Below are 19,558 nucleotides of genomic sequence, written 5' to 3'. Positions count from 1 at the left end.
ACTCAGGCCTTGAAAGCCGCTTAACAGAAATGTCCAACTTTACGGGGTCACTTCAAGGTTAAGCTCTTTCTATTTTTAATCAATCGAGAACTGAATTAAGCGCTTGCTTGCTTAAGTTCTGTTGCTTTCGCTTCTGAGATTGGTTTAGTCACGATAGCTAGAACAATACACACGGCCATCATAGCAGCAGAAATTGTGTAAGCTAGGCCGTAACCTTCGCCATTCGTCATTGAGTAACCAACAACCGCAGCACCGATAGCACCACCGATACCCCATGCCGTGTAAAGCACGCCGTAGTTCGTACCGTAGTTTTTCAGGCCGTAGAATTCCGCAGTTAGTGTTGGGAATACTGCTAGAAGTGTACCGTAACCAACAGCTGCGATAGCCGTACCAATGATTAGCGTAAATTCAGAGTTGAACGTAGCGAATAGAGCCATGTTCGCACCTTGAAGGATGAACGCTAAAAGTAGAGTACGTACGCCACCGATTTTATCTGCAAGCATACCTGCAGCAACACGACCGCCTGAGTTGAATACAGCAAGGATAGACGCTAGGTAAACCGCGTTTGGTAGGTTCGCTTGAACGCTAGCAATCGTAGTGATGTTACCGATGATCATAAGACCAACAGAAGCAGCAAATGCGTACATGATCCATAGAGAGTAGAACTGAGGAGTCTTCAGCATTACTTTCCATGTTAGGTCTTCAGTCTTCTTAACCGCTTTAGGTGCGTGGCCTTCTTTTACTTTAGGCTCAGCTGGCGTGTAATCCGCTGGTGGGTTGTTGATCGTTGCCGCTAGAGGTACTGCGATTGCAAGTACACCAACACCAAGAATCATAAAGCTTGTTTGGATACCCATGCTATCGATTAGCGCAGAAGTTAGTGGTGCTAGGTAAATAGCAGCAAGACCGAAGCCTGCAGCGATTAGACCGTTAACCATACCTTTCTTAGAAGAGTGGAACCATTTCATTGCTGATGGAGAAAGACATGCGTAACCGAAGCCGATACCAGCACCTGTCATCACGCCAAACGTTAGGTTTAGCATCATAGGAGTCGTAGCGAAACCAGAAGCAATCATACCTAGGCCAGTAAGCGCTGTACCAAGAATAAGGATCTTACGTGGACCCATACGGTCTTGTAGGATGCCTGCAACAAGAAGACAAACAGAGAATGTGATAGTTGCAATAGCGTAAGGTGAAGATGCTTCAGCAGCACTCCAACCAGCTTCAGTCACTAGCGCCTTGTTAAATACACTCCAAGCATACAGGATGCCAAGACAAAGGTTGATACAGAAGCCTGCTAGCAGGATACGTGATGCTTTATCAATCTTGCTCATTTTTATTCTCAGTTTTGTCGTTGGTCAGTGGTGAGCCACTTAACTAAAGACGGGTTATTGTGATTGTTTCTTCAAAATTAGTTTGCGTTTATCAACAGACAACGCAAAAGAGCGCGGATTATAACCAATAAAAATGTGATTGGAATCTCTTTTTCCATTTTTGGTAAATAAACTCAAAATTGTTAATGAGTTGTTTTTTGTTGGTTTGTAAGTTGTGTTCAATACCTTTCTATTTTGTTCTTTTTAGCGTGGCGGGCTTATTTTTTAAGGGATTCTTCGATACACATTTCAGATTGTCCACGTATCCCGTGCGGATATCACAGAGTTACGAATTATTTTAAATATTTTCCAAGGTTAATTTTGTGTAACAAAATAAATCGAAATGACGCTTTATTCATATGAGACAAGGGTTAACGGAGGTTTATTAAAAACAGTATGTTAAATGATTGTTAACTTGGGTTTTTGTTAGCACCTTTGCTTACATTTTGTTCAACTTGAGGGGTTGTGTTGAACAAAAAAAGTGGGAAAATAGTACGCAAACTGAGATTCCAAATTTGAAAGGATGCGTTTCCAACCTATGGTGAGGCGAGTATTATGAAACTGTTTTTAATTTTATTGATGTCAATTTCTGGTGGTGTAGCGGCAGCTGACCATATTCACTCTTTCCTATTCGGCTTCTATATTGCGGCATTAGCAGTTGGTAGTTGTTACTGGCTGGCATTCCGTAGCACGCGTTTCCCACAGTTGGCATTAATGCTATTGATGTGTGGTTTTTTTGCAAAAATTGCAGTGACCGTTATCGGTGTTTCTTGGGGTATCTCAAACGATATCATTCAATCGCCATTCATTTTCTCATTGTCATACCTTTTCTTCTTGGTCGTAGTGACTTACGTTTGGTTTGCATACCGCGATAAGTTGACGCTTAAAAAGCGCGCTAAGCAGGTAGAAGAGTCTCGCAAACAAGCGGCAGCGTAATTCGATTTGATTCTTAAAAAGCCTTCTTCGGAAGGCTTTTTTGATCCTGCCTGAGCTCAAAAAAACAGAATTTGAGTACGTTACCTAAAATTGCATTATTGAAATAATATGTGTTTGACTAATCGTTCATCGAACGTTTATTATGGCCAAAAAAAGGACGGTGTCCTTTTTTTTGGTTGTGTGCTTACGTCGGATAGATACGTAAAGCAATGATTATTAAATGGATTATTGTAGTTGGAGTAGTCGCTAGTGTTCAATAATGAAGTACAAGGTCTATTGATATTGCTCGTTTTTATTGTATTCGCTTTGTTGTGTCTTAATGGCTGAATGGATTCATATTAAAACAATCAATGTGGCGCGGAGTGATTTCAAATTATGTGGTTTGGTATTTATCAACCAGTTATTCAAAAACACTTGAAGAATGCGGTTAACTACATTGATAAGAACATACAACTCGAGATCAAGTAAAACAGTCGAATTTGATCGAGTTGAAGTTCGACTATGGCCCTTATCAAAAAGCTTCGAGAGTAAATATACCATTGAAAAATTAATAGTAGAAAGGTTAATAGTATGTATAAAAACAAAGGTTTTACCTTGGTTGAACTTGTAGTAGTGATAGTTATCCTTGGGGTGTTGGCAGTGACTGCTGCTCCTCGCTTTTTGAATTTTCAGAGTGATGCAAAAAATGCGTCGTTAAAGGGGTTAAAAGGAGCTCTTGAGTCTGCAATCAACTTATCTTATGGAAAAATGCTAGTTGCCAACGCAGAAGGAAACCTTATAACTAAAGGGGTTTCGGCCGCGGCAATTATACCAGGTTGTGGTGATTGCACTTTTTGGTACGGATATGCCCCTGCGGATGTTAAAACGTTGTCCGTTTTGGTCGAAGGTATTGAAGTTGATGGTTCAGGCGATTTTGTTCTGACAGACGTACAACCTAATAATAACATCAGCAATTCTTATTATGTGGAAATAACCTTCCCTAACAATATGCTAGATGGCAACCTTGTGAATGATTCATGTTATTTAAGATATGAGTCAAGAATTGGTGATCCAGTAGATGCTAAACCCGTTCTTGATTTGGTGGATTGTAACTAGGCGATTTAGTACTTCCAATATTCTTGCTTATGTATCGGTTAAGGAAGACCGTTTGCCAAACTATAAACCAACCGCCACCCTTGATTGGAAATTGGGCGCAGATGTAAAGTGAAAATATTTGCAATATTCAATCGCTCTAAAGTCAGAGTATAGACAAGTAAAAACGTTGTTTAACTTTGATAAAATTCATAATTGTTGAGTTGATTGTGCTTATTCGATTTTGCTTCATACATCGCAGAATCAGCAGCAGACATGAGCTCTTTTTCTGATAAGAAGTGTTTTTGTTGATAGATGGAAATACCTGCGGAACACCCAACTTGGATTATGTTTCCTTCGAGATCAATCGGTTGACTTATCATTCCCATTATCCGAGTTAGTGCAACTTCAATGTCTGCATGATGCTCAAAATTAACAATGATCAAACCAAACTCATCACCTCCGAGTCGTGCAAAAGTATCAGAACTTTTTATCGATTTTTGCACTCGCCTAGCAATGATTTTGAGAAGCTGATCCCCTGCATCGTGTCCCAAAGTATCATTAACTTCTTTAAACCCATTTAAATCTAAAAAGCAAAAGCCAAGAGGCTCACCTTTTTCTATATGTCTTTTTAGTGCAGTTAAACAGTATTTCCGGTTTTTAAGCCCAGTAAGGTAGTCGGTTTCAAGATTAAGTGATTTTTCTTTGAGACGACGAGTTAAATAAGTGATGGCTGGAATTGTTATCGCAGCGCCAATAATCGCCATATATATCGCATACAACAGGCTTTTTCGATCCTCATTTATCACATTCACAAATTCAGAGAGATCATAGCCCTTGAGTTCGTACAACACCACGTCATCATAAAGAATCTTTATGTTGGAGACCGTACCTAAAATTTCAGGTAAATGTTGTCGCCAATTATCTTGCGACAAAAGCGTGTTGTAATGGTGGTCTAATTGTTCAATGTGATTAGCAATCGAGTCCTTTGCATAACCTTGAAATTTTTTGAATACATTGGCGTCTGTAGTCAAGAACTCGTAGTTAACAATAAGGAAATCAATCCTATTTTTTATTTTTTGAGGCGAATCCACATCATTGTATATTGTGTCTGACACTTCCATTTCCAGTTCATGAACTTCTCTTCCAAATCGCCAAGAAGCCCAATAAGAAGCTTTGATCAACTCGATATATTTTACGGTTTCACGGTCATGTTCAGAGTGTGCTTCATTGATTCTCAACGTAACGAACAGTAATAAGGTGAAGAAGATTGCTAATGCCAAGCTTCTTTTGACTTTGTCATGTTTCACTGCTTTTTCCTCACTCTTCAAAAACAACAATTTCATTGGCAAACCAGACTAGGTGGTAAGCAAGTGACAGATTTCGCATAGCTTGGTCGTTGAGGTTGTTTAAATCACGGATCACAATAACAGGCCCTTTTTGCCTAATGGGTATTGGTTGTCCTTCGTCTTGATACGCTAAAAAAAAGTGTGTGTTGGCAAGACTCTCTTGAGTAAATGTCGCTTTGTATCCATTTGCAGCGACGATCTCAATACAACGTATGTTCAGAGATGGTTCATGATGTTTGAGCAAATCTTCCAGGTAGACTCCTTGGTAAGCTCGTTTCTCTTTTCGCCAAGGTAGTGGTGTCGAGAGTTGGTTTGGGGCTATTTTTGTTAGTTCGTCCATTGTGTAGTCGTAAGTTACATCTCTACTTTCAAAACGTATTTTCATGACGAGTGATTCATCTAAATGGGTTTGTGCTGGCGCTTTAACAGCTACAAATAAAATTATCAAGAGGATGTATACTACTTTCACGGACGCTGTCCTTTTTTATTTTGTTTTTGTTTGGCTTGTCAAGATATCAACAAGAACTATTGAGTTAATTGAACTAATCGGTGTGCATTATATTATTATAAAATATTGTCAGTATTACAATGTTCATTATAAATATGTTGATTTTATCATCAAACATGGCTGTTTGTTTTGTCTGAGTTGAGTGGTAGAGAATGAACAGGAGATCAAAACTTGAAATTAGTATGGCAAGCAGTCGTTATCTCTATGAGTTTTATTTTCTCTATAAAGGTACACGCACAAATACAGGCGAATAGCGACGTTGATGTACTCAATGTTGCCTTAATGAATGAAGATAGGTACCCCTATTTTGTCAAACCGAAGTTCGGAGCCCCTGAGAAGGGTGTCTATATTGATCTTTTGAATGAAATTGGAGAGATGACGGGAATCCGCTTCAAGTATCATTTCTACCCACAGTCGCGGGTTCGACACCTGATGAAATACCAGAAGATAGATGTTGAACCTGGGATAGCGAAAGAATGGCGAACCGAACTTCTTGAGCTTGAGAATAGTGTGTACAGCATTCCGCTGTATCGAACGTCTGAAGTGGTTATCTATCGGCGTTCTCACTTTGAATCTCCACCCGATACGTTGAGTGCGTTTAAAACACTGACTTCTTGTTCTGTTTTGGGGTTTTATGACGTAAACATTGGGGGTTCAGACAAAGACAGTATTACAGAAAATAATTCAACAAAGATGATCGAAATGGACCGTTGTGACTATATGTTTATGCCCCTAGTCATCGCAGAAGCTAAAGAGATCAACGAGCAACTCATTGGGATCACAAAGCCAATGAAGTATTTTGACTTAAGAATTAGATTAACAAAAGTGAATGAGGGGTCTCTTCCTAAGATTAATGCGGCAATCAAGCTTCTACGATCTCAAGGTTACATCACAGAATTATTTGATAAGTATAAAAAGTTAGGAGAATCCGAATGAGCAGGTTGAAAACGACACACTTGCTCATTGGTTTAATGAGCATCTTAAGCTTTTATTTGATTTTCTTAGCGACAATTCAGGATTCAAATGGCCATTTAAAAGCAAGAAACACACCGTTAAAAATAGCTGCGAAAATATCGGATTTAGTCGCTCCTCATTTATACAATTTGGATGCAAAAAACCTGCGGGTGACAGTTGAATCGATTATTACTCACAACGAATCGATCAATGCACTCGATATAAAAGATGTTGTAAGCGGGAAGAGTGCATTGACGTACTTCAGGAGCGAAAATAACGCCTATTTCAATCGTTCTATCGATGAAAATGTACGTTTGTATTCGGATTACGCCAACACTGATATTGTTTATGACGGATTGGTCATAGGTACAGTGCATCTTTATATCTCTGATGATGAGCCTTTAACGGATGACCGTTTCCACATTGGATACTATGCGGTTGTTTTTGTACTTGTTATCTTTCTTGTATCGGGCGTTTTTTATGCGGCTCTAAAGAAATACGATGTAAAGCTATCGAGCCTTGATATCAACTCAAATAAGTTTCTCTATTCATTTCTAATCTCCATCATATTTTTTGTCATGATTGCAACGGCTGTAAGTTATTTATTGATTGATTCTAGTAGAAGTTATGCAATCGAAAGAACGAGAAGTGACCTTAATAGTGTGGTTCGTAGCTACCAAGAAGGTGTTGAAAACAAAGTTAATTTGATGAAAAGCACTTTTGATTTCATCACTTCAACCGACGAATTTGTAAACGTGTTTGATGAGCTGATGATTACGCGAAATGAACAAGTAAACGCATCAATAAAAAATAACCAGGATCGTCTAATTCAAGTCTTCAAGCGGTATGCAAACTTACATATTGGGGGAAACAATGCATTTGCGGTATTAAATACCAAAGGTTCAGTGTTGACTCACTATGGGGATAGCGTTGTCTATGATGAATTTAATGTAGATATATATCCGTATTTTCTCGAAGCTCTTAGGGGGCGAGCATCAATATTCTCGATAGGTGCTTATTACGATCACACTGAGCAAGACTACAAAGGAAATCTGTTTTTTTCTACTCCAATTGTTAAACAGAAATCTGGAGAGATCGTTGGTGTCATTGTCAGTGAGATACTGACCGATGAGTTGTTTTTCCCTGATGATTACAAAAAATATTTTCAAAATACGGGCGAGATGCTCGCAGTTGATGCGTCGGGCACTGTGATATCGCGTTGTAAGAAAGAGAATTGTCTAGGTAATAAGAAAGGCGGAGTTATCACTATTTCACAGCCGCCGAATAACGGTGACATTAGTGATATGGAGCGTACTACAGATTACCAAGGAGCTCAGGTCTTTGTTGTTGCAAGTAAGCAAAGTACTTTTCAAGCTAATTTTATTGCGAAGATTGATGTTGAGGAGGCATTAACTGAGCATAACGACTTTCAGTGGGCTTTGATAATCATTACATCCGGTATGAGTGCTTTTGTTATTTTGAGCCTTGGGTTTACGTTGATCATTGTTAGAAAAGTGACGGGCAAACAAATTGCGTTAAATCGAAGTTTGATTGAACGGTTGGGTAATGCAGCTGAATTTAAAGATAATGATACCGGGATGCACGTGGTTCGAATGAGTCATTACGCAAAAATTGTCGCGGTCAATTATGGTTGTACAAAGCAATGGTGTGAAAACTTATTCACTGCTGCGCCAATGCACGATATCGGTAAGATAGGGATTCCAGATAAGATATTACATAAGCCAGGCAAACTAACCACGCAAGAGTGGGATGTTATGAAAGCACATCCTATATTTGGTGCGAAGATTATCGGAGAACATAGTAGCCCTTTGTTGATCATGGCTAAGGATATATCGATAGCACACCATGAGAAATGGGATGGGTCCGGCTATCCTTACAATTTAATGGGCGAACAAATCCCTTTATCAGCACGAATCATTGCAATAGCTGACGTATTTGATGCATTGACCACCGTTAGGCCATACAAAGAAGCATGGAGTGATGAGAAAGCGATAGCATTGATAAAGTCAGAATCCGGGCGCCACTTTGATCCAGAAGTCGTTGATGCCTTCATACGGTCGATTGACGAAATTCTACAAACTAAAGATCAGTATCGCGATATTCAATGTGACCCAACTACCCAAAATCATCTTAAACAAATGTTGATTTAATTGATTTGAAAATAGGCCACTGAATTAGTGGCTTATTTGGTGCTTTGAGTAGGATAGGGAGTTTGTATAAAGGTTTGAACTAGATGGTTTTTCTAGTCCAAACGCAATCTTACGCGTGAATTACGGCGTAGCCGACACATTTGTAAACACAACTTTTAACCTCTTGCTCATCACCTTTTATTGAATCAAATAGGCCTTTAACACCATCGAGCTTAGGTATTATTGGACCCGCAGTTAGGATTGCTTTCTTAAACTTTGGATTGTTGTCGAACGCCTCAGTCCAAGATTGATAGAACGCCTCAGGTGATTCAAATTTGAGTGGTTGTTTGATGATCTCTACATACTTTGATACTAACTCTAGAGCGAGATCTTCTTTACGCTTGAAGTGTGTATTAATGCCACTACGTGAAATAACCGCTTGTTTAGACAGGCGGGTAAATGTTGCAGCATCAAAGCCTTCATTCAAAGTGATGTCAAAGGCCGCCTCAATAATTCTTCTTTTTGTATTTTCTGCTTTTTCGCTCATTCGCTACGAACCCGAACTTTTAGTCGAAAGTTATTTCTTCATCAACTTCGCAAGATCTGCGAATGGGTTGTGAGTCGCTGACTGATGGTCATCTAAACTCGCTTTTGCATCCACACCATAACGCTCATGGTCAGTGTATTTTGAATGCTCATGATCGTGACAGTACAGGCACAGTAGCTCCCAGTTGCTGCCATCTTCAGGGTTGTTTGTATGGTCGTGATCCACGTGGTGAACGGTAAGCTCTCGGAGGTTTGAGTAAACAAATTCACGCGCACATTTACCACAAACCCAAGGGTACAGTTTTAGTGCTTTTTCGCGGTAGCCTTTCTCTTGGCGAGCATACGCTGCACTCGAACCTGTGAAATCAGAAGACATTGCCAAATCCTTATCAATTGTAATATCCCGATTTTATCACAGCTTTCTTGAAGCTGTCGGTATGTCGTTCGTAAAATCATTGCTAAATGATGCAGTGGACTTATCGAGATTAGATTGAAGTTTGAATACAGACTTACCTTCTACACACACTAACGCTTAAGCGGGTTATGTCTTTCTGGAATAAGCCATGCTTAACAGTTTGAAAATAAATCGTATTCAGGGGTTTTAACCGCAGGCATGTGACCTAATATCAGTTTGTGAGACCCTATATTAATAAGGAAATATCATGTCAGAACAATACACTCCGCCAAAAGTTTGGGTTAACGATACTGCTGGTGGTAACAAGTGGGCAAACATCAATAGTCCTGAATCTGGAGCTCGCTTTGATAAAGAGCTTCCTGTTGGTGACCATGCCTTTCAATTGTATTCTCTTGGCACACCTAACGGTCAAAAAGTCACTATTTTGTTGGAAGAGTTGTTAGCGGCGGGTGTTAAAGAAGCTGAATATGATGCGTACTTGATCAACATCGGTGAGGCTGATCAGTTCTCTTCTGGCTTTGTTGGAGTGAATCCAAACTCCAAAATACCAGCACTTGTCGACAAGTCTGGTGACGAAGACGTTAATGTTTTCGAATCGGCATCTATCTTGATGCATCTAGCAGAAAAATTTGGTCACTTCTTACCAAAAGAAGGGGCAGCAAGAACACAAACCATTAACTGGTTGTTCTGGGCACAAGGTTCTGCGCCATTCCTAGGTGGTGGTTTTGGTCACTTCTACGCTTACGCGGATGAAAAGCAAGAGTACCCAATTAACCGTTTTGCGATGGAAGCGAAGCGTCAACTAGACGTGTTAGACAAACAACTTGCCAATAGCGATTTTGTGGCGAGTGACGAGCTAAGCATCGCTGATATCGCAATTTGGCCTTGGTATGGCAACCTTGTACTAGGAAAAATCTACGATGCCGCTGAGTTTCTACAGGTTGAGTCTTACACCAACGTTGTGCGCTGGGCGAAGCAACTAGAAGCGCGCGAAGGTTTCCAACGAGGTCGAGTAGTGAACCGTTCATTCGGTGAAGAGTGGGAGCAAGTCCCCGAGCGCCATTCTGCAGAAGACATTGACCGAGTTTTAAAGCTTAAGCCTTAGTTTTTTTGGAACGTGTTTTTGGGCAGATATACCCTATCGGTCTTAATGTTAATGGCTAATTGAAATGCTGTATCTCTAACGAGGTATGGCATTTTTTTGTATTAGGTACTGGAATGTTTCGCAGTTGGAATAAGGATCTCAAATTTGTTTTTTATTTAAAATTCAATTGCTTATTGGTGGGTTCTTTTATCGTTAAGACAAAAAACAATAGTCATCGAGGTGGAGTAAATCGATAAGATAGCGGTCCATTTTAAACTACGATTAACATCGCTCAATGAAAAAAAACATAATTGCGCTGGCTATCATATCCACGGCTCTTTCAGGATGTAATGACGATTCACGAACCTATGGTGGCACCCCTGACACATTGCCTCCAGCGGACATCATTCCACCAACGGATATTCTTCCGCCGACTGACATCATTCCGCCAACGGATATTCTTCCGCCGACTGACATCATTCCACCAACGGATATTCTTCCGCCGACTGACATTATTCCACCTACAGATATTATCCCCCCAACAACTTACATCGGTTCACTGTTGTCGAGCGGGGCGTTTGTGTCTGGAGATGTGTACTGTGACGGCGTTCATCTTGAAAACGGAACGTTCAGTGTTAAACAAGGCGTGAGTTTTAGTTGTACCTTGGGTCACCTTACTTTAGGTGATTTCACTGCTCCTTTCCCTGAGATAACAGAGTTCACGATTTCAAATGATGGGCTTAACGCGGCATTTGAGTTGACAGAATTACACGGAGACAACGTTACTAAAGTACTCGAATCAATTGATGTTTGTGAGACAGAAAGTGCTATCTGTTTAAAAGAACTGGATGCTTTTGATATTGAGGATGTGTTCTCGCAACTTGATGATCAAGATGCTGTCGATGCATACTTTTCATCGAAAGAAGAAGAATCTACCGATGAAGTAGGTAAGGCTCCTAGTTCACACGTAGACACAACTGTTGTTCCTGCGGTTGACCCTAATGCGGACAATAACCTTAACGCTGGTTTTGTTTCTGCAGACGCGGAGTCTACCTATGCTTATAAGCCAAGTGTTGAAGGTAAGGTGTTAACTCGCAGTAAGCTTACAGATGCTAATGGTACGCCGATTTCTGGGATCAGTTTCTTTTCGGCTAACGCGACGGGCGTGACGGATGAAGAGGGAATCTTTGAGTACCTGTGGGGTGACAGAATCGCTTTTGGTATTGATACGTTTGAGTTTGGCTCCATTACGGGTAATCAGATTGCTTATCAATTGTCTGATGTGACCAATAATGTGGTAGAGAAAGCGAATATCCAGTCATTACTAGAGCGCTATGCGGTTGATCATCTAAGTCATTATGAGATATCTGAAGAAGTCCAAGATACCTTTTCAAAGTACCCTAACGTTATAAATGAACTGATTAACCTAACTCTGCCAAATGGGGGATTAATAGAGGGTACAGACTTTGAACTTCCTAATGAGTTTGTTGGTCAGTTTAGCCAAGGGTTAACGGCAGTAATCGATGAGCAGCTGCGCCAAACGCCTCAGTTTATGGATTATGTTCGTCAACCTGCCGTTTTATCTATGGATTCTGGTCAGTATGTAACAGAGTCTCTGCAGCAAATCTTTCACAACGTCACCACATTCCATGTATTCAATGATAATGGTAGCTTTTACGGTGCAACGGGTTATACCCGTGGTATGCGAGCTCTGAATATATCGAACAGAGCATTCCCTGTGATGATGCCAAGAACTGATAAAAACCGTGAGCTTTACTTTGGTGAGCAACAGGCCTGGACTCGTGAAGGCAAGCCTTACATCGCACAACACCCAAGCATCTCGATGCCGCCGATTCCTTTAGTCTCTGAAGACAACGCGACTTATGGTTTTCCATTCGTTACAGCAGGCGAGATAGGCAAAGGTAAGGTCGTGTTCATGGGTAATGGCTTATATCCAAGTATTCTGTCATGCCCTGAAAATTATTGGGCCAATCGAACATTGCATATCGATAGCAACAAACAACAGTGCACTGTTTCGACGTTCGAAAACCTACTGCATGATGACCAAGGCAGCATGAGGTCGTTTTTCTCGAACTTGTTTGAGTGGTTCAATAATGGTCTGCCTATTGCTGGGATGAATACAGTCACCAATATTGACCAAGCTTATTCGGCTTATCACCACTCCACAATGGGTAAGCAGTACACGTTTTTTGTTAGTCCTCAGTATGGTTTTGCATCAGTAGAAAAGCGCGGTTCAGGTGACTTTGATGGTTTGGATGCGAGCACCACGCCTATTTTGATCCTTCAGGCATACCCACCTAAGTTGGTTCAAGATGGCATGACTAACCAGTTTGTTGCTGACTTGGATAACCCTAACTTAAACCAAGACGATATTACGGCTCTTATTAACTATGTTAATGACGGTGGCAATATCTTGTTTATGGATGCGATTCAAACGACTAACCCTGAACCTATTGGGCGCTTAGCGGACGCCGCGGGTGTATCTCTAGGTGGTGAAAACGTTACGCCAACAAACCAAGCTTTCTGCGGTAGCTCTTATTACTGCCAAGCGCCGTATCCAAATCTTCACGTGAAGAGTGAAAAGGAAATGGTGGTTCTTGAGCGTTTTCAAGATAACCAAGGAGAGCCTCCGTTCACGGTAAATCAAGATGGTACGGTTGAGTGGATTGAAGATGAATCCAAAATCAAGTTTGAAATCCCGACTTATGAGGTTGCTAAGTTAGACGCTGAGGGGAAGCCAGTGCTTGATGCGTCTGGTGTAACGGTAATGGAGGCAAAATCCGCACGTATCTTTGTTGAATCTGTAGCAGAGCGTGAAGCGGCGATCAAAGAACTGCAGTCGGCATTCGTTGGCACTGAGCTTTGTCAGAACGAGTATGAATACGAATTTAACTGTATAGAGACTCGTTCTGGAGACGGTGTGACTGTTCGCGGTGCTTATCATAGAGCCGATTTCGATCGCTATGAAGTGAGTAAAACCATTGTCGACAGTATGGTGAAAGCAGCGAACTTGGGTCCTAACTTTACAGCGCTCTACGAGCACGAGATTTACTATCGCACGAAAGGTACTCAAGGTAAGCGTCTGTCTAACAGCGAATTGAATCAAGCGTTTGATAACCTGTCTGTTTGGATGTGGAATGACAACGCATACCGATTTGAAACAGACATACAAGATGAGTTGGGGTTCAAGCAAGCTGTTCAGTTCCTTAACTGTTATACCGAAGACTTACATCAAACAGATACACTAGAAGCACAGTGTCCTGTTGACCTAAAAGCGTCGTTAGTCGCTAATGGAATGATACACGGCGAAGGTGAGTTATCGGGACAGTTGAATCCGAGCTATCCATTAAATTACATGGAGAAACCTCTGACTCGCATTATGTTGGGGCGCTCATTCTGGGATCATGAAATCGTTGTTGATACCACAATGTATCCGGGTCGAACTTCAGGTGCATCTTCGTCAAGTTCGGTTCTTATCCAAACAGATGGCAAGGGCGTCACGTATTCGGCTGGGAACAATCAATCGACAGGTTTATGGGCTCCTCAGCTACAAGATGTGACGATTAGTCATGGTGTCGCTGCAACGATTACTGTAATGATGGCGGATGATCTTACAGGTAAGCCGAATCACGAAACGAGTTTGAAACGCCCTCCACGTATGCAAACCAGCTTTGACTACAATGGATCGAGCTTAACTTTCAAGGTTCCATATGGTGGCCTTATTTACATTCAACCGAAAGTAAAAGAGCTTGGTGAAGTCTCGTTTAGCATTGAGGGCGCGTTAAAAGCTGCTTGGTGGAAAGAGGGACAGTGGATTAACACTATTCAATCGGCAGACGCACCAATTGCAGAAATCGATACGGGTTCATTTATTTACACTACACCAATAAGGAATCTAGAATCCGCTGATTTGAACCAATTCGCAACAGATATGAATCGATTCGCTGAAGCTGCAAGTGACTTCTACGGGCGTGATGAGAAACAAAGCACTGGTTTACACCGTAGGTTCACTTATCCAGAACTGAAGGCGTTCCGCCATCGTTTTGTGAATGACGTGCAGATTTCGATTGGTGCTGCTCACTCTGGTTACCCAGTGATGAATTCAAGCTTTAACGCAAATCGGACATACATTCCAACCAACCCTGTGAACGACTGGTTGTTGTGGCATGAAGTTGGTCATAACTTAGCATCAGCTCCTTTCCTAGCGGCTGGTAGTACAGAAGTGACCAATAACCTTCTTGCGTTGTATATGCAGGAGTTAGAGGGGCGCAATGCAAACCCTGAAATGGATCGTATTAAATCGGATATTAAGAAAGCACCTAAATGGCTAGAGCTTAATAATGAACATGCGTGGTCACATGGTGATGCAGGTTTACGATTAGTTATGTTTGGTCAGCTAAAAATCTGGGCAAAATCGAATTTTGCAATTGATGATTGGTATACACGCGGCGCAAGCCAATCTGATGTGTATGGTGAAGATGAAGGCTGGAACATGTTCAAACTTATGCACCGTAAAGCTCGAGGTGATACAGAGGGTGATGCGGTTGAAAACTATTGTAGTGCCAAAGATACTGGGCTAACCGGTGGCGACTTAATGATGGTATGTAGCTCCTACGCTTCGAACTATGACTTAAGTGATTTCTTTGTTGCTTGGAACGTGGGAGAAACCTCGATGACTAATGCTGATGGCTCGAAGTCTTATAGTGGCGGAATTAGCTCTAAAGGTCTTAGTGCGGTTGAACAGTTAAAACTAGAGAAACCAAAGAACAGCCCTTTGAATGTTGATTCAATTTACTAACGCTAATTCTTGCTAAGGCATTTTACAGCTAAAATATAGGCGCCACACTTAAATTACGTGTGGCGTTTTTGTTGCAATGTTCTAGAAACTTTCAGCTAGATCAGCCTTCTACATGATGTTTAGTACTTCGGCTGCCATTGGTTGGCTGTCCTTGCTAGAGAAAGCAGGTTAAACTGTTCGCATCATAATTCTAAAGGATGGTGCCATGTACCACGGTCATATCTATTTCCCTCTGCGCTTTGCAGAGCAGGCAGAAACACTGCGTCAGAAAATTCTATCGGAACGTAAAGATGTGTTAGAGACTTTCCCATTAATCCAGCGTTTGGTTGGTCCGCATAAGATGCCGATGTTTGAGATTCACTTTGCGAACAAAGAGTCGGGCATTGTTGAATGGCTTGAAAAAGAACGCGGTGACATGTCGGTGCTTATTCACCCGGTAACAGGCGGTGAAGAAACGCTAGACCACACAGTACGTGCGACTTGGCTTGGCCGTGAGCTCGGTGTGTTTGAAGATACATTAAGTAGCTAATTTAATTTGCGCCCGACGGTTTGTAGCTAACCAATGTTCTGAATAAACATAGCTGCTGTCGGGTGTATCAAAGCTCACTAATTTTCGAACGATTTCCTTTTAAAATACCTAGCTTCTCCAGCTATTGCCCAGTAACAGCGATACCGCTACCGACACACCTAATGCGATTAAGATATTAGGTAAGTACAGCCCCCAAATCGCGACACAAACCGCCACCGTTACCGCTGCCCACAATAGTGTTTCTAAAATCCAAGTGCCCATAACATAACTCCTAACTAGATTGTGCGACTAGCATAACCAAGCAAGGGTAAACTTTTGGTCACCATCAAATAACCATTTGGGCAAATTGCTACAGTATGACTTTAACGATGAACTCATTGTTGTTGGTTTTATGATTAAACTGCCAACCTTGGTTCTGACAAACGCGATCAATGAGCTCTAGTCCGATACCAAAAGAGGTTTGTTGTTCAGAGTCGTTTGCTAGGTTTTCATCTTCCAAACGGTTGGTTACCTCAAACTGATGTTCTGTCAGTGTGATGCTGATATCTCCGCTACCACCATGTTGAAATGCATTTCGGATTAAGTTGGTGAGTACAACCTCAGTTAACTCGCGCGGCAGAGTATGTTCTTCTTGCTCAACCTTGGTTTGAATGTCCACTTCTTTGTTTTTTAAAAGATAACGTTGGCTTTCGATAATGTTATTGAGCAGGGGAGTCAGCTTGATTTGCTCATAGTTGGTTTCCATCTCGTTATTACGGCTCATCCATAGCAGAGTTGTCACTAAGGCTTTCATGTTGGTGGCTGAGCGTTGGATTCGTGCGACGGCTCGTTGGCCGCTGTTGGGAATACTTTCAGACAACCGCACCAGCATATCGCCACTGGCTGAAATAGTGGCAATCGGTGTTCTTAACTCGTGGCTAGCTGCTCTTAAGAAAAAGCTCTCACGCTCATTGGCCTGACGCTCACCTTGTACGCTCTTAACAAGCTGCGAAGCCAACTGGTCGATTTCTTTGTATCGAAACTGAGTCAGCCCTTCAGTGTCGTCCACATCCAGAGATTCAGACCATTTTGATAGCGTAATAATCGGTTTGGTGACTCGGTGTATCAAAAGGCGAATGATCAAAAACACCAAGAGTAAAAGGGCGCCGATGGCAATGAAGGCATTGTTAATTTGGTTCACGGAATCGGGTGGGTTGAGCTCGAACAGATTCAAGTAGAGGGCTTCATCGTACTCAGAAATGATGTACAAGGCTTCGTCTTTACCAGAAACTTGATGTTTGGCGGCATAGAGGTATTGCCCTGATTTATTGTTAGGTGAAGGCTGGTAATGATCATAAATAGCGTCGTTATCAAACGCTTTCCAATCAAAGGCTTGTTGAAATTTAGCGGGCAGCTCCGAATAGGTTAGAAAGGCTTGGAATGTCGGGTTTTGATAGTCTGGTAATTGCCCTGTTTCGATGTAACGTTGTTCTGCGACTTCCAATTCATACAAGAATCCATATTTTGCCGATTCATTAAGGCCAATGTGGTAGCTCTGTGAAACCATCAAACTGTAGATGGCAGTCAGCAGCACGACGATGCCAAATAAATAGAGGTAGATGTCGCGCTTAATACTGACTCGGTTCATGTTTGCCTGTTTCATGACTGCTCCTCATGCAAGACCACGCCAATACCATGAACCGTGTGGATTAGCTTTGAGTCAAAGGGCGCATCAACCACTTGTCGAAGTTTAAACAAGTGCGCCTTCATACTATCCGAACTTGGCATTTCATCTTCCCATGCTTCTTCAAGCTTGGCTTTGCTCACCACGTTAGGGCTGTTTCGCACTAACATCACAAGCATTCGCCAACAAACTGGGGACAGCTTCAATAGCTTGCTGTCTCTAACAGCTTGGTGCTTGTCCAAGTCCAGTTTGAGGTCTGCCACAGACAGTGACGTCACGGAGCCTTGAGCGCGGCGCACTAGTGCCATCAACCGTACTTTGAGTTCTTCCATCGCAAAAGGCTTCACTAGATAGTCATCCGAACCTACCTCGAACCCCGCGATCTTGTCTTCTAATGTGTCTCTTGCCGTTAACATGAGAATCGGAGTGGTCACGCCTTGTTGTCGAAGAGATTGACAGACATCAAGCCCATCCATTTTAGGCATGTTGATGTCCGTTAAGATGATGTCATAACGCCCCTCTAAAGCGAGATTTAGGCCCGCGTTGCCATTGTAAGCAAAATCGAATTCGAACCCATCGAGTTCCATATAGTCTGCAATGGCTTCTGCCAAGTCGCTGTCGTCTTCAATCAACAGGGCGTTAATGCTCATAAGTGTCCTTACTTTGTTTCTCGTTCTCTTTTCCAGGCCCAGATAGGCGGCTGAATAAGAAGTTGTAGTCGGTAGTTCCAATTTGGCGCATGCCATAACTGTTGGCACAGTTTAACGTAGCCGTGGAAATATACCTTAAATGGGTTCACAGAGTTGATTCTCGGGAACACGCCATATCTGACTTCTTCCTCTTCTTTAGCGAAGGTACCGAACATCTTGTCCCAAATAATGAAGATGCCTGCATAGTTCTTATCAAGATACTGCTTGTTGGTTGCGTGATGCACTCGGTGGTGTGAAGGCGTATTAAATACCGCTTCAACTGGGCGAGGCAAGCGTTTAACGGTTTCAGTGTGCAGCAGTGTTTGAAACAGTTGAACAAAGGTTTCACACATCAGAACCACAAACGGATTAAAGCCGAGCAGAATTAACGGCAAGTGGAAGAAGAACGGGAAGAACCAATCCAAAGGCCCAAAGCGGTAAGCGACCGAGATATTAAAGTAAGGCGAGCTATGGTGAACTGAGTGCGTTCCCCATGCTAAACCGTTGCTGTGCAAGAATCGGTGCTCCCAGTAGTACGCGAGATCGGCCAAGATCAAGCAACCCAGAATTGTCCAACCGGATATCGGTAGCTGAGTTAGGCTGAAATTCTCGTAGGCGTAAACAAACGCGCCGACATAGGCTAACCCGACAAAGAAAACGGTAACCAACAAGAAGAACAGAGTGACTAAGTTAGTCGCGCTGTCTCCCAACATATTCCAGCTGAGTTTTTTCTTAAAGGCATAGCGGATAAGCTCAAAGATAAACAGAGCCAGAGCAAGCAGCAGAAAATTATCATCTACCCAAGTTTCGGTTAGGATGATGCTCGTTTCTGTGAATGTTTGAGAGAGAAAATTCCCAATGCTATCCATAGTGAAATCCATAACTAAATCCTTTACTGGTTGTTCTTATAATAGACGTATAACTCGCTAGAATCTGGCAACCCATGCTGATTGAGTTGGTGGTGCTCTATAACCATGTCCACTTCTTTTAATATCGCGATACCTTCCCAAGCTTGTGCTAATTCCTGTTCGGTATGTTCGCCTTTACCTAGTAGAAGCGTGCCTTTGACTTTGTTTGGGAGCTTAATTAAGAGCTTGTTTTTATTTAATTTTGATTGCTGAGTCGGGAAGCCAATCATGATTGTTGCTTCGCTGAAATCTAAGCTGATGTCTTGATAGACGACGATGACTTGCTGTTGCTGTTGCTGTTGCTGTGCGACCTCTTCGTCATCGGATTCGAGGTTCTGGTAGAAATCCACCCATAGGTTTGGCACGTCTTCTAAAGGAATTGTCTTACTCAAACCTTGCAGATAAGTCGTGTTTGCAGTGACTTGTGGTTTTACCTCTACGGGCTTAGTTGCTTCTGACTGAGCTATTACTGATTGAGTTACTGCCGTCTCAGCTGTTGATGCCTTTTTAATGGTTCATCGCGGATTAGCGGGAACTTAAAACAAAAACGGTAGTAAGTGATAT

At 42.0% G+C, this 19,558-nt stretch carries 16 protein-coding genes and 1 pseudogene; 7 read left to right on the top strand and 10 right to left on the bottom strand.

Annotation, left to right across the window (positions count from 1 at the left end; translation table 11 throughout):
* Positions 1-95: 95 nt before the first annotated feature.
* The gene (locus AB6D80_RS21120; protein ID WP_372189514.1) at positions 96-1,334 is read right to left on the bottom strand and encodes an OFA family MFS transporter; all 1,239 of its coding nucleotides are present in this window, start codon (positions 1,332-1,334) and stop codon (positions 96-98) included.
* A 594-nt stretch (positions 1,335-1,928) separates the two neighbouring features.
* Between AB6D80_RS21120 and AB6D80_RS21115 the strand changes: the two genes are divergently transcribed.
* Both AB6D80_RS21115 and AB6D80_RS21110 read left to right on the top strand, forming a co-directional pair.
* Complete coding sequence (locus AB6D80_RS21115) at positions 1,929-2,309, top strand: NADH:ubiquinone oxidoreductase (RefSeq protein WP_371694529.1); 381 nt, start codon at positions 1,929-1,931, stop codon at positions 2,307-2,309.
* 570 nt (positions 2,310-2,879) lie between these two features.
* Positions 2,880-3,404, top strand: coding sequence for a prepilin-type N-terminal cleavage/methylation domain-containing protein (locus tag AB6D80_RS21110; RefSeq protein ID WP_372189512.1), 525 nt, complete (start codon positions 2,880-2,882; stop codon positions 3,402-3,404).
* Positions 3,405-3,574: 170 nt separating this feature from the next.
* On the opposite strand, the gene AB6D80_RS21105 is transcribed toward AB6D80_RS21110, so the two are convergent.
* The gene (locus AB6D80_RS21105) at positions 3,575-4,690 is read right to left on the bottom strand and encodes a diguanylate cyclase domain-containing protein (protein ID WP_371694527.1); all 1,116 of its coding nucleotides are present in this window, start codon (positions 4,688-4,690) and stop codon (positions 3,575-3,577) included.
* A gap of 10 nt (positions 4,691-4,700) precedes the next feature.
* The gene (locus AB6D80_RS21100) at positions 4,701-5,198 is read right to left on the bottom strand and encodes a hypothetical protein (RefSeq protein WP_372189510.1); all 498 of its coding nucleotides are present in this window, start codon (positions 5,196-5,198) and stop codon (positions 4,701-4,703) included.
* A gap of 210 nt (positions 5,199-5,408) precedes the next feature.
* Here AB6D80_RS21100 and AB6D80_RS21095 point away from each other — a divergent pair, with 210 nt between their 5' ends.
* A complete protein-coding gene (locus AB6D80_RS21095; RefSeq protein ID WP_372189508.1) occupies positions 5,409-6,173 on the top strand; it encodes a substrate-binding periplasmic protein in 765 nt (254 codons plus the stop codon).
* Positions 6,170-8,362 carry an HD domain-containing phosphohydrolase gene (locus tag AB6D80_RS21090; RefSeq protein ID WP_372189506.1) on the top strand — a complete coding sequence of 731 codons (2,193 nt, stop codon included), beginning with the start codon at positions 6,170-6,172 and terminating at the stop codon, positions 8,360-8,362. Before AB6D80_RS21095 ends, AB6D80_RS21090 begins: the two co-directional genes overlap by 4 nt.
* Positions 8,363-8,471: 109 nt before the next feature.
* Here the strand turns inward: AB6D80_RS21090 and AB6D80_RS21085 are convergent, their stop codons facing one another.
* Both AB6D80_RS21085 and AB6D80_RS21080 read right to left on the bottom strand, forming a co-directional pair.
* On the bottom strand, positions 8,472-8,888 hold the full coding sequence (locus tag AB6D80_RS21085; protein ID WP_371706939.1) for a TetR/AcrR family transcriptional regulator: 417 nt from the start codon (positions 8,886-8,888) through the stop codon (positions 8,472-8,474).
* A 30-nt stretch (positions 8,889-8,918) separates the two neighbouring features.
* A complete protein-coding gene (locus tag AB6D80_RS21080; protein WP_371706940.1) occupies positions 8,919-9,263 on the bottom strand; it encodes a YajD family HNH nuclease in 345 nt (114 codons plus the stop codon).
* Between the two features lie 286 nt (positions 9,264-9,549).
* On the opposite strand from AB6D80_RS21080, the gene yghU reads away from it, so the two are divergent.
* From yghU to AB6D80_RS21065, 3 genes are all read left to right on the top strand, one after another.
* Complete coding sequence (gene yghU / locus AB6D80_RS21075; protein WP_372189504.1) at positions 9,550-10,407, top strand: glutathione-dependent disulfide-bond oxidoreductase; 858 nt, start codon at positions 9,550-9,552, stop codon at positions 10,405-10,407.
* Between the two features lie 274 nt (positions 10,408-10,681).
* On the top strand, positions 10,682-15,205 hold the full coding sequence (locus AB6D80_RS21070) for an SslE/AcfD family lipoprotein zinc metalloprotease (RefSeq protein ID WP_372189502.1): 4,524 nt from the start codon (positions 10,682-10,684) through the stop codon (positions 15,203-15,205).
* Between the two features lie 205 nt (positions 15,206-15,410).
* A complete protein-coding gene (locus AB6D80_RS21065; protein ID WP_372189500.1) occupies positions 15,411-15,734 on the top strand; it encodes a DOPA 4,5-dioxygenase family protein in 324 nt (107 codons plus the stop codon).
* Positions 15,735-15,842: 108 nt separating this feature from the next.
* Here the strand turns inward: AB6D80_RS21065 and AB6D80_RS21060 are convergent, their stop codons facing one another.
* The 5 genes and pseudogenes from AB6D80_RS21060 to AB6D80_RS21040 all read right to left on the bottom strand — a co-directional run.
* Entirely contained in the window at positions 15,843-15,995 is a 153-nt protein-coding gene (locus AB6D80_RS21060) for a hypothetical protein (protein WP_371694520.1), read from the bottom strand.
* A gap of 88 nt (positions 15,996-16,083) precedes the next feature.
* Positions 16,084-17,376 carry a sensor histidine kinase gene (locus AB6D80_RS21055; RefSeq protein ID WP_372189498.1) on the bottom strand — a complete coding sequence of 431 codons (1,293 nt, stop codon included), beginning with the start codon at positions 17,374-17,376 and terminating at the stop codon, positions 16,084-16,086.
* Positions 17,373-18,047: a response regulator transcription factor gene (locus AB6D80_RS21050; RefSeq protein ID WP_372189496.1), complete on the bottom strand. Its 675-nt coding sequence runs from the start codon at positions 18,045-18,047 to the stop codon at positions 17,373-17,375. The genes AB6D80_RS21055 and AB6D80_RS21050 overlap by 4 nt, the downstream gene beginning before the upstream one ends.
* 8 nt (positions 18,048-18,055) lie before the next feature.
* Positions 18,056-18,967, bottom strand: coding sequence for a sterol desaturase family protein (locus tag AB6D80_RS21045; RefSeq protein ID WP_086967786.1), 912 nt, complete (start codon positions 18,965-18,967; stop codon positions 18,056-18,058).
* Positions 18,968-18,978: 11 nt separating this feature from the next.
* Positions 18,979-19,506, bottom strand: a pseudogene (locus AB6D80_RS21040) (hypothetical protein); the annotation flags it as partial.
* Positions 19,507-19,558: the final 52 nt, after the last annotated feature.

This window comes from Vibrio sp. 10N.247.310.17 (assembly GCF_041466605.1).
Lineage (GTDB): Bacteria > Pseudomonadota > Gammaproteobacteria > Enterobacterales > Vibrionaceae > Vibrio > Vibrio tasmaniensis_A.
The sequence above is the reverse complement of the archived record's forward strand: the minus strand, read 5'-3'. Positions and strand labels throughout refer to the sequence as shown.

Bases quoted from the DNA above. Each gene is read 5' to 3' on its own strand.
- AB6D80_RS21120 (WP_372189514.1), bottom strand. From the start codon at position 1,334: ATGAGCAAGATTGATAAAGCATCACGTATCCTGCTAGCAGGCTTCTGT.
- AB6D80_RS21115 (WP_371694529.1), top strand. From the start codon at position 1,929: ATGAAACTGTTTTTAATTTTATTGATGTCAATTTCTGGTGGTGTAGCG.
- AB6D80_RS21110 (WP_372189512.1), top strand. From the start codon at position 2,880: ATGTATAAAAACAAAGGTTTTACCTTGGTTGAACTTGTAGTAGTGATA.
- AB6D80_RS21090 (WP_372189506.1), top strand. From the start codon at position 6,170: ATGAGCAGGTTGAAAACGACACACTTGCTCATTGGTTTAATGAGCATC.
- AB6D80_RS21085 (WP_371706939.1), bottom strand. From the start codon at position 8,888: ATGAGCGAAAAAGCAGAAAATACAAAAAGAAGAATTATTGAGGCGGCC.
- AB6D80_RS21080 (WP_371706940.1), bottom strand. From the start codon at position 9,263: ATGTCTTCTGATTTCACAGGTTCGAGTGCAGCGTATGCTCGCCAAGAG.
- yghU (WP_372189504.1), top strand. From the start codon at position 9,550: ATGTCAGAACAATACACTCCGCCAAAAGTTTGGGTTAACGATACTGCT.
- AB6D80_RS21070 (WP_372189502.1), top strand. From the start codon at position 10,682: ATGAAAAAAAACATAATTGCGCTGGCTATCATATCCACGGCTCTTTCA.
- AB6D80_RS21065 (WP_372189500.1), top strand. From the start codon at position 15,411: ATGTACCACGGTCATATCTATTTCCCTCTGCGCTTTGCAGAGCAGGCA.
- AB6D80_RS21060 (WP_371694520.1), bottom strand. From the start codon at position 15,995: ATGGGCACTTGGATTTTAGAAACACTATTGTGGGCAGCGGTAACGGTG.
- AB6D80_RS21055 (WP_372189498.1), bottom strand. From the start codon at position 17,376: ATGAAACAGGCAAACATGAACCGAGTCAGTATTAAGCGCGACATCTAC.
- AB6D80_RS21050 (WP_372189496.1), bottom strand. From the start codon at position 18,047: ATGAGCATTAACGCCCTGTTGATTGAAGACGACAGCGACTTGGCAGAA.
- AB6D80_RS21045 (WP_086967786.1), bottom strand. From the start codon at position 18,967: ATGGATTTCACTATGGATAGCATTGGGAATTTTCTCTCTCAAACATTC.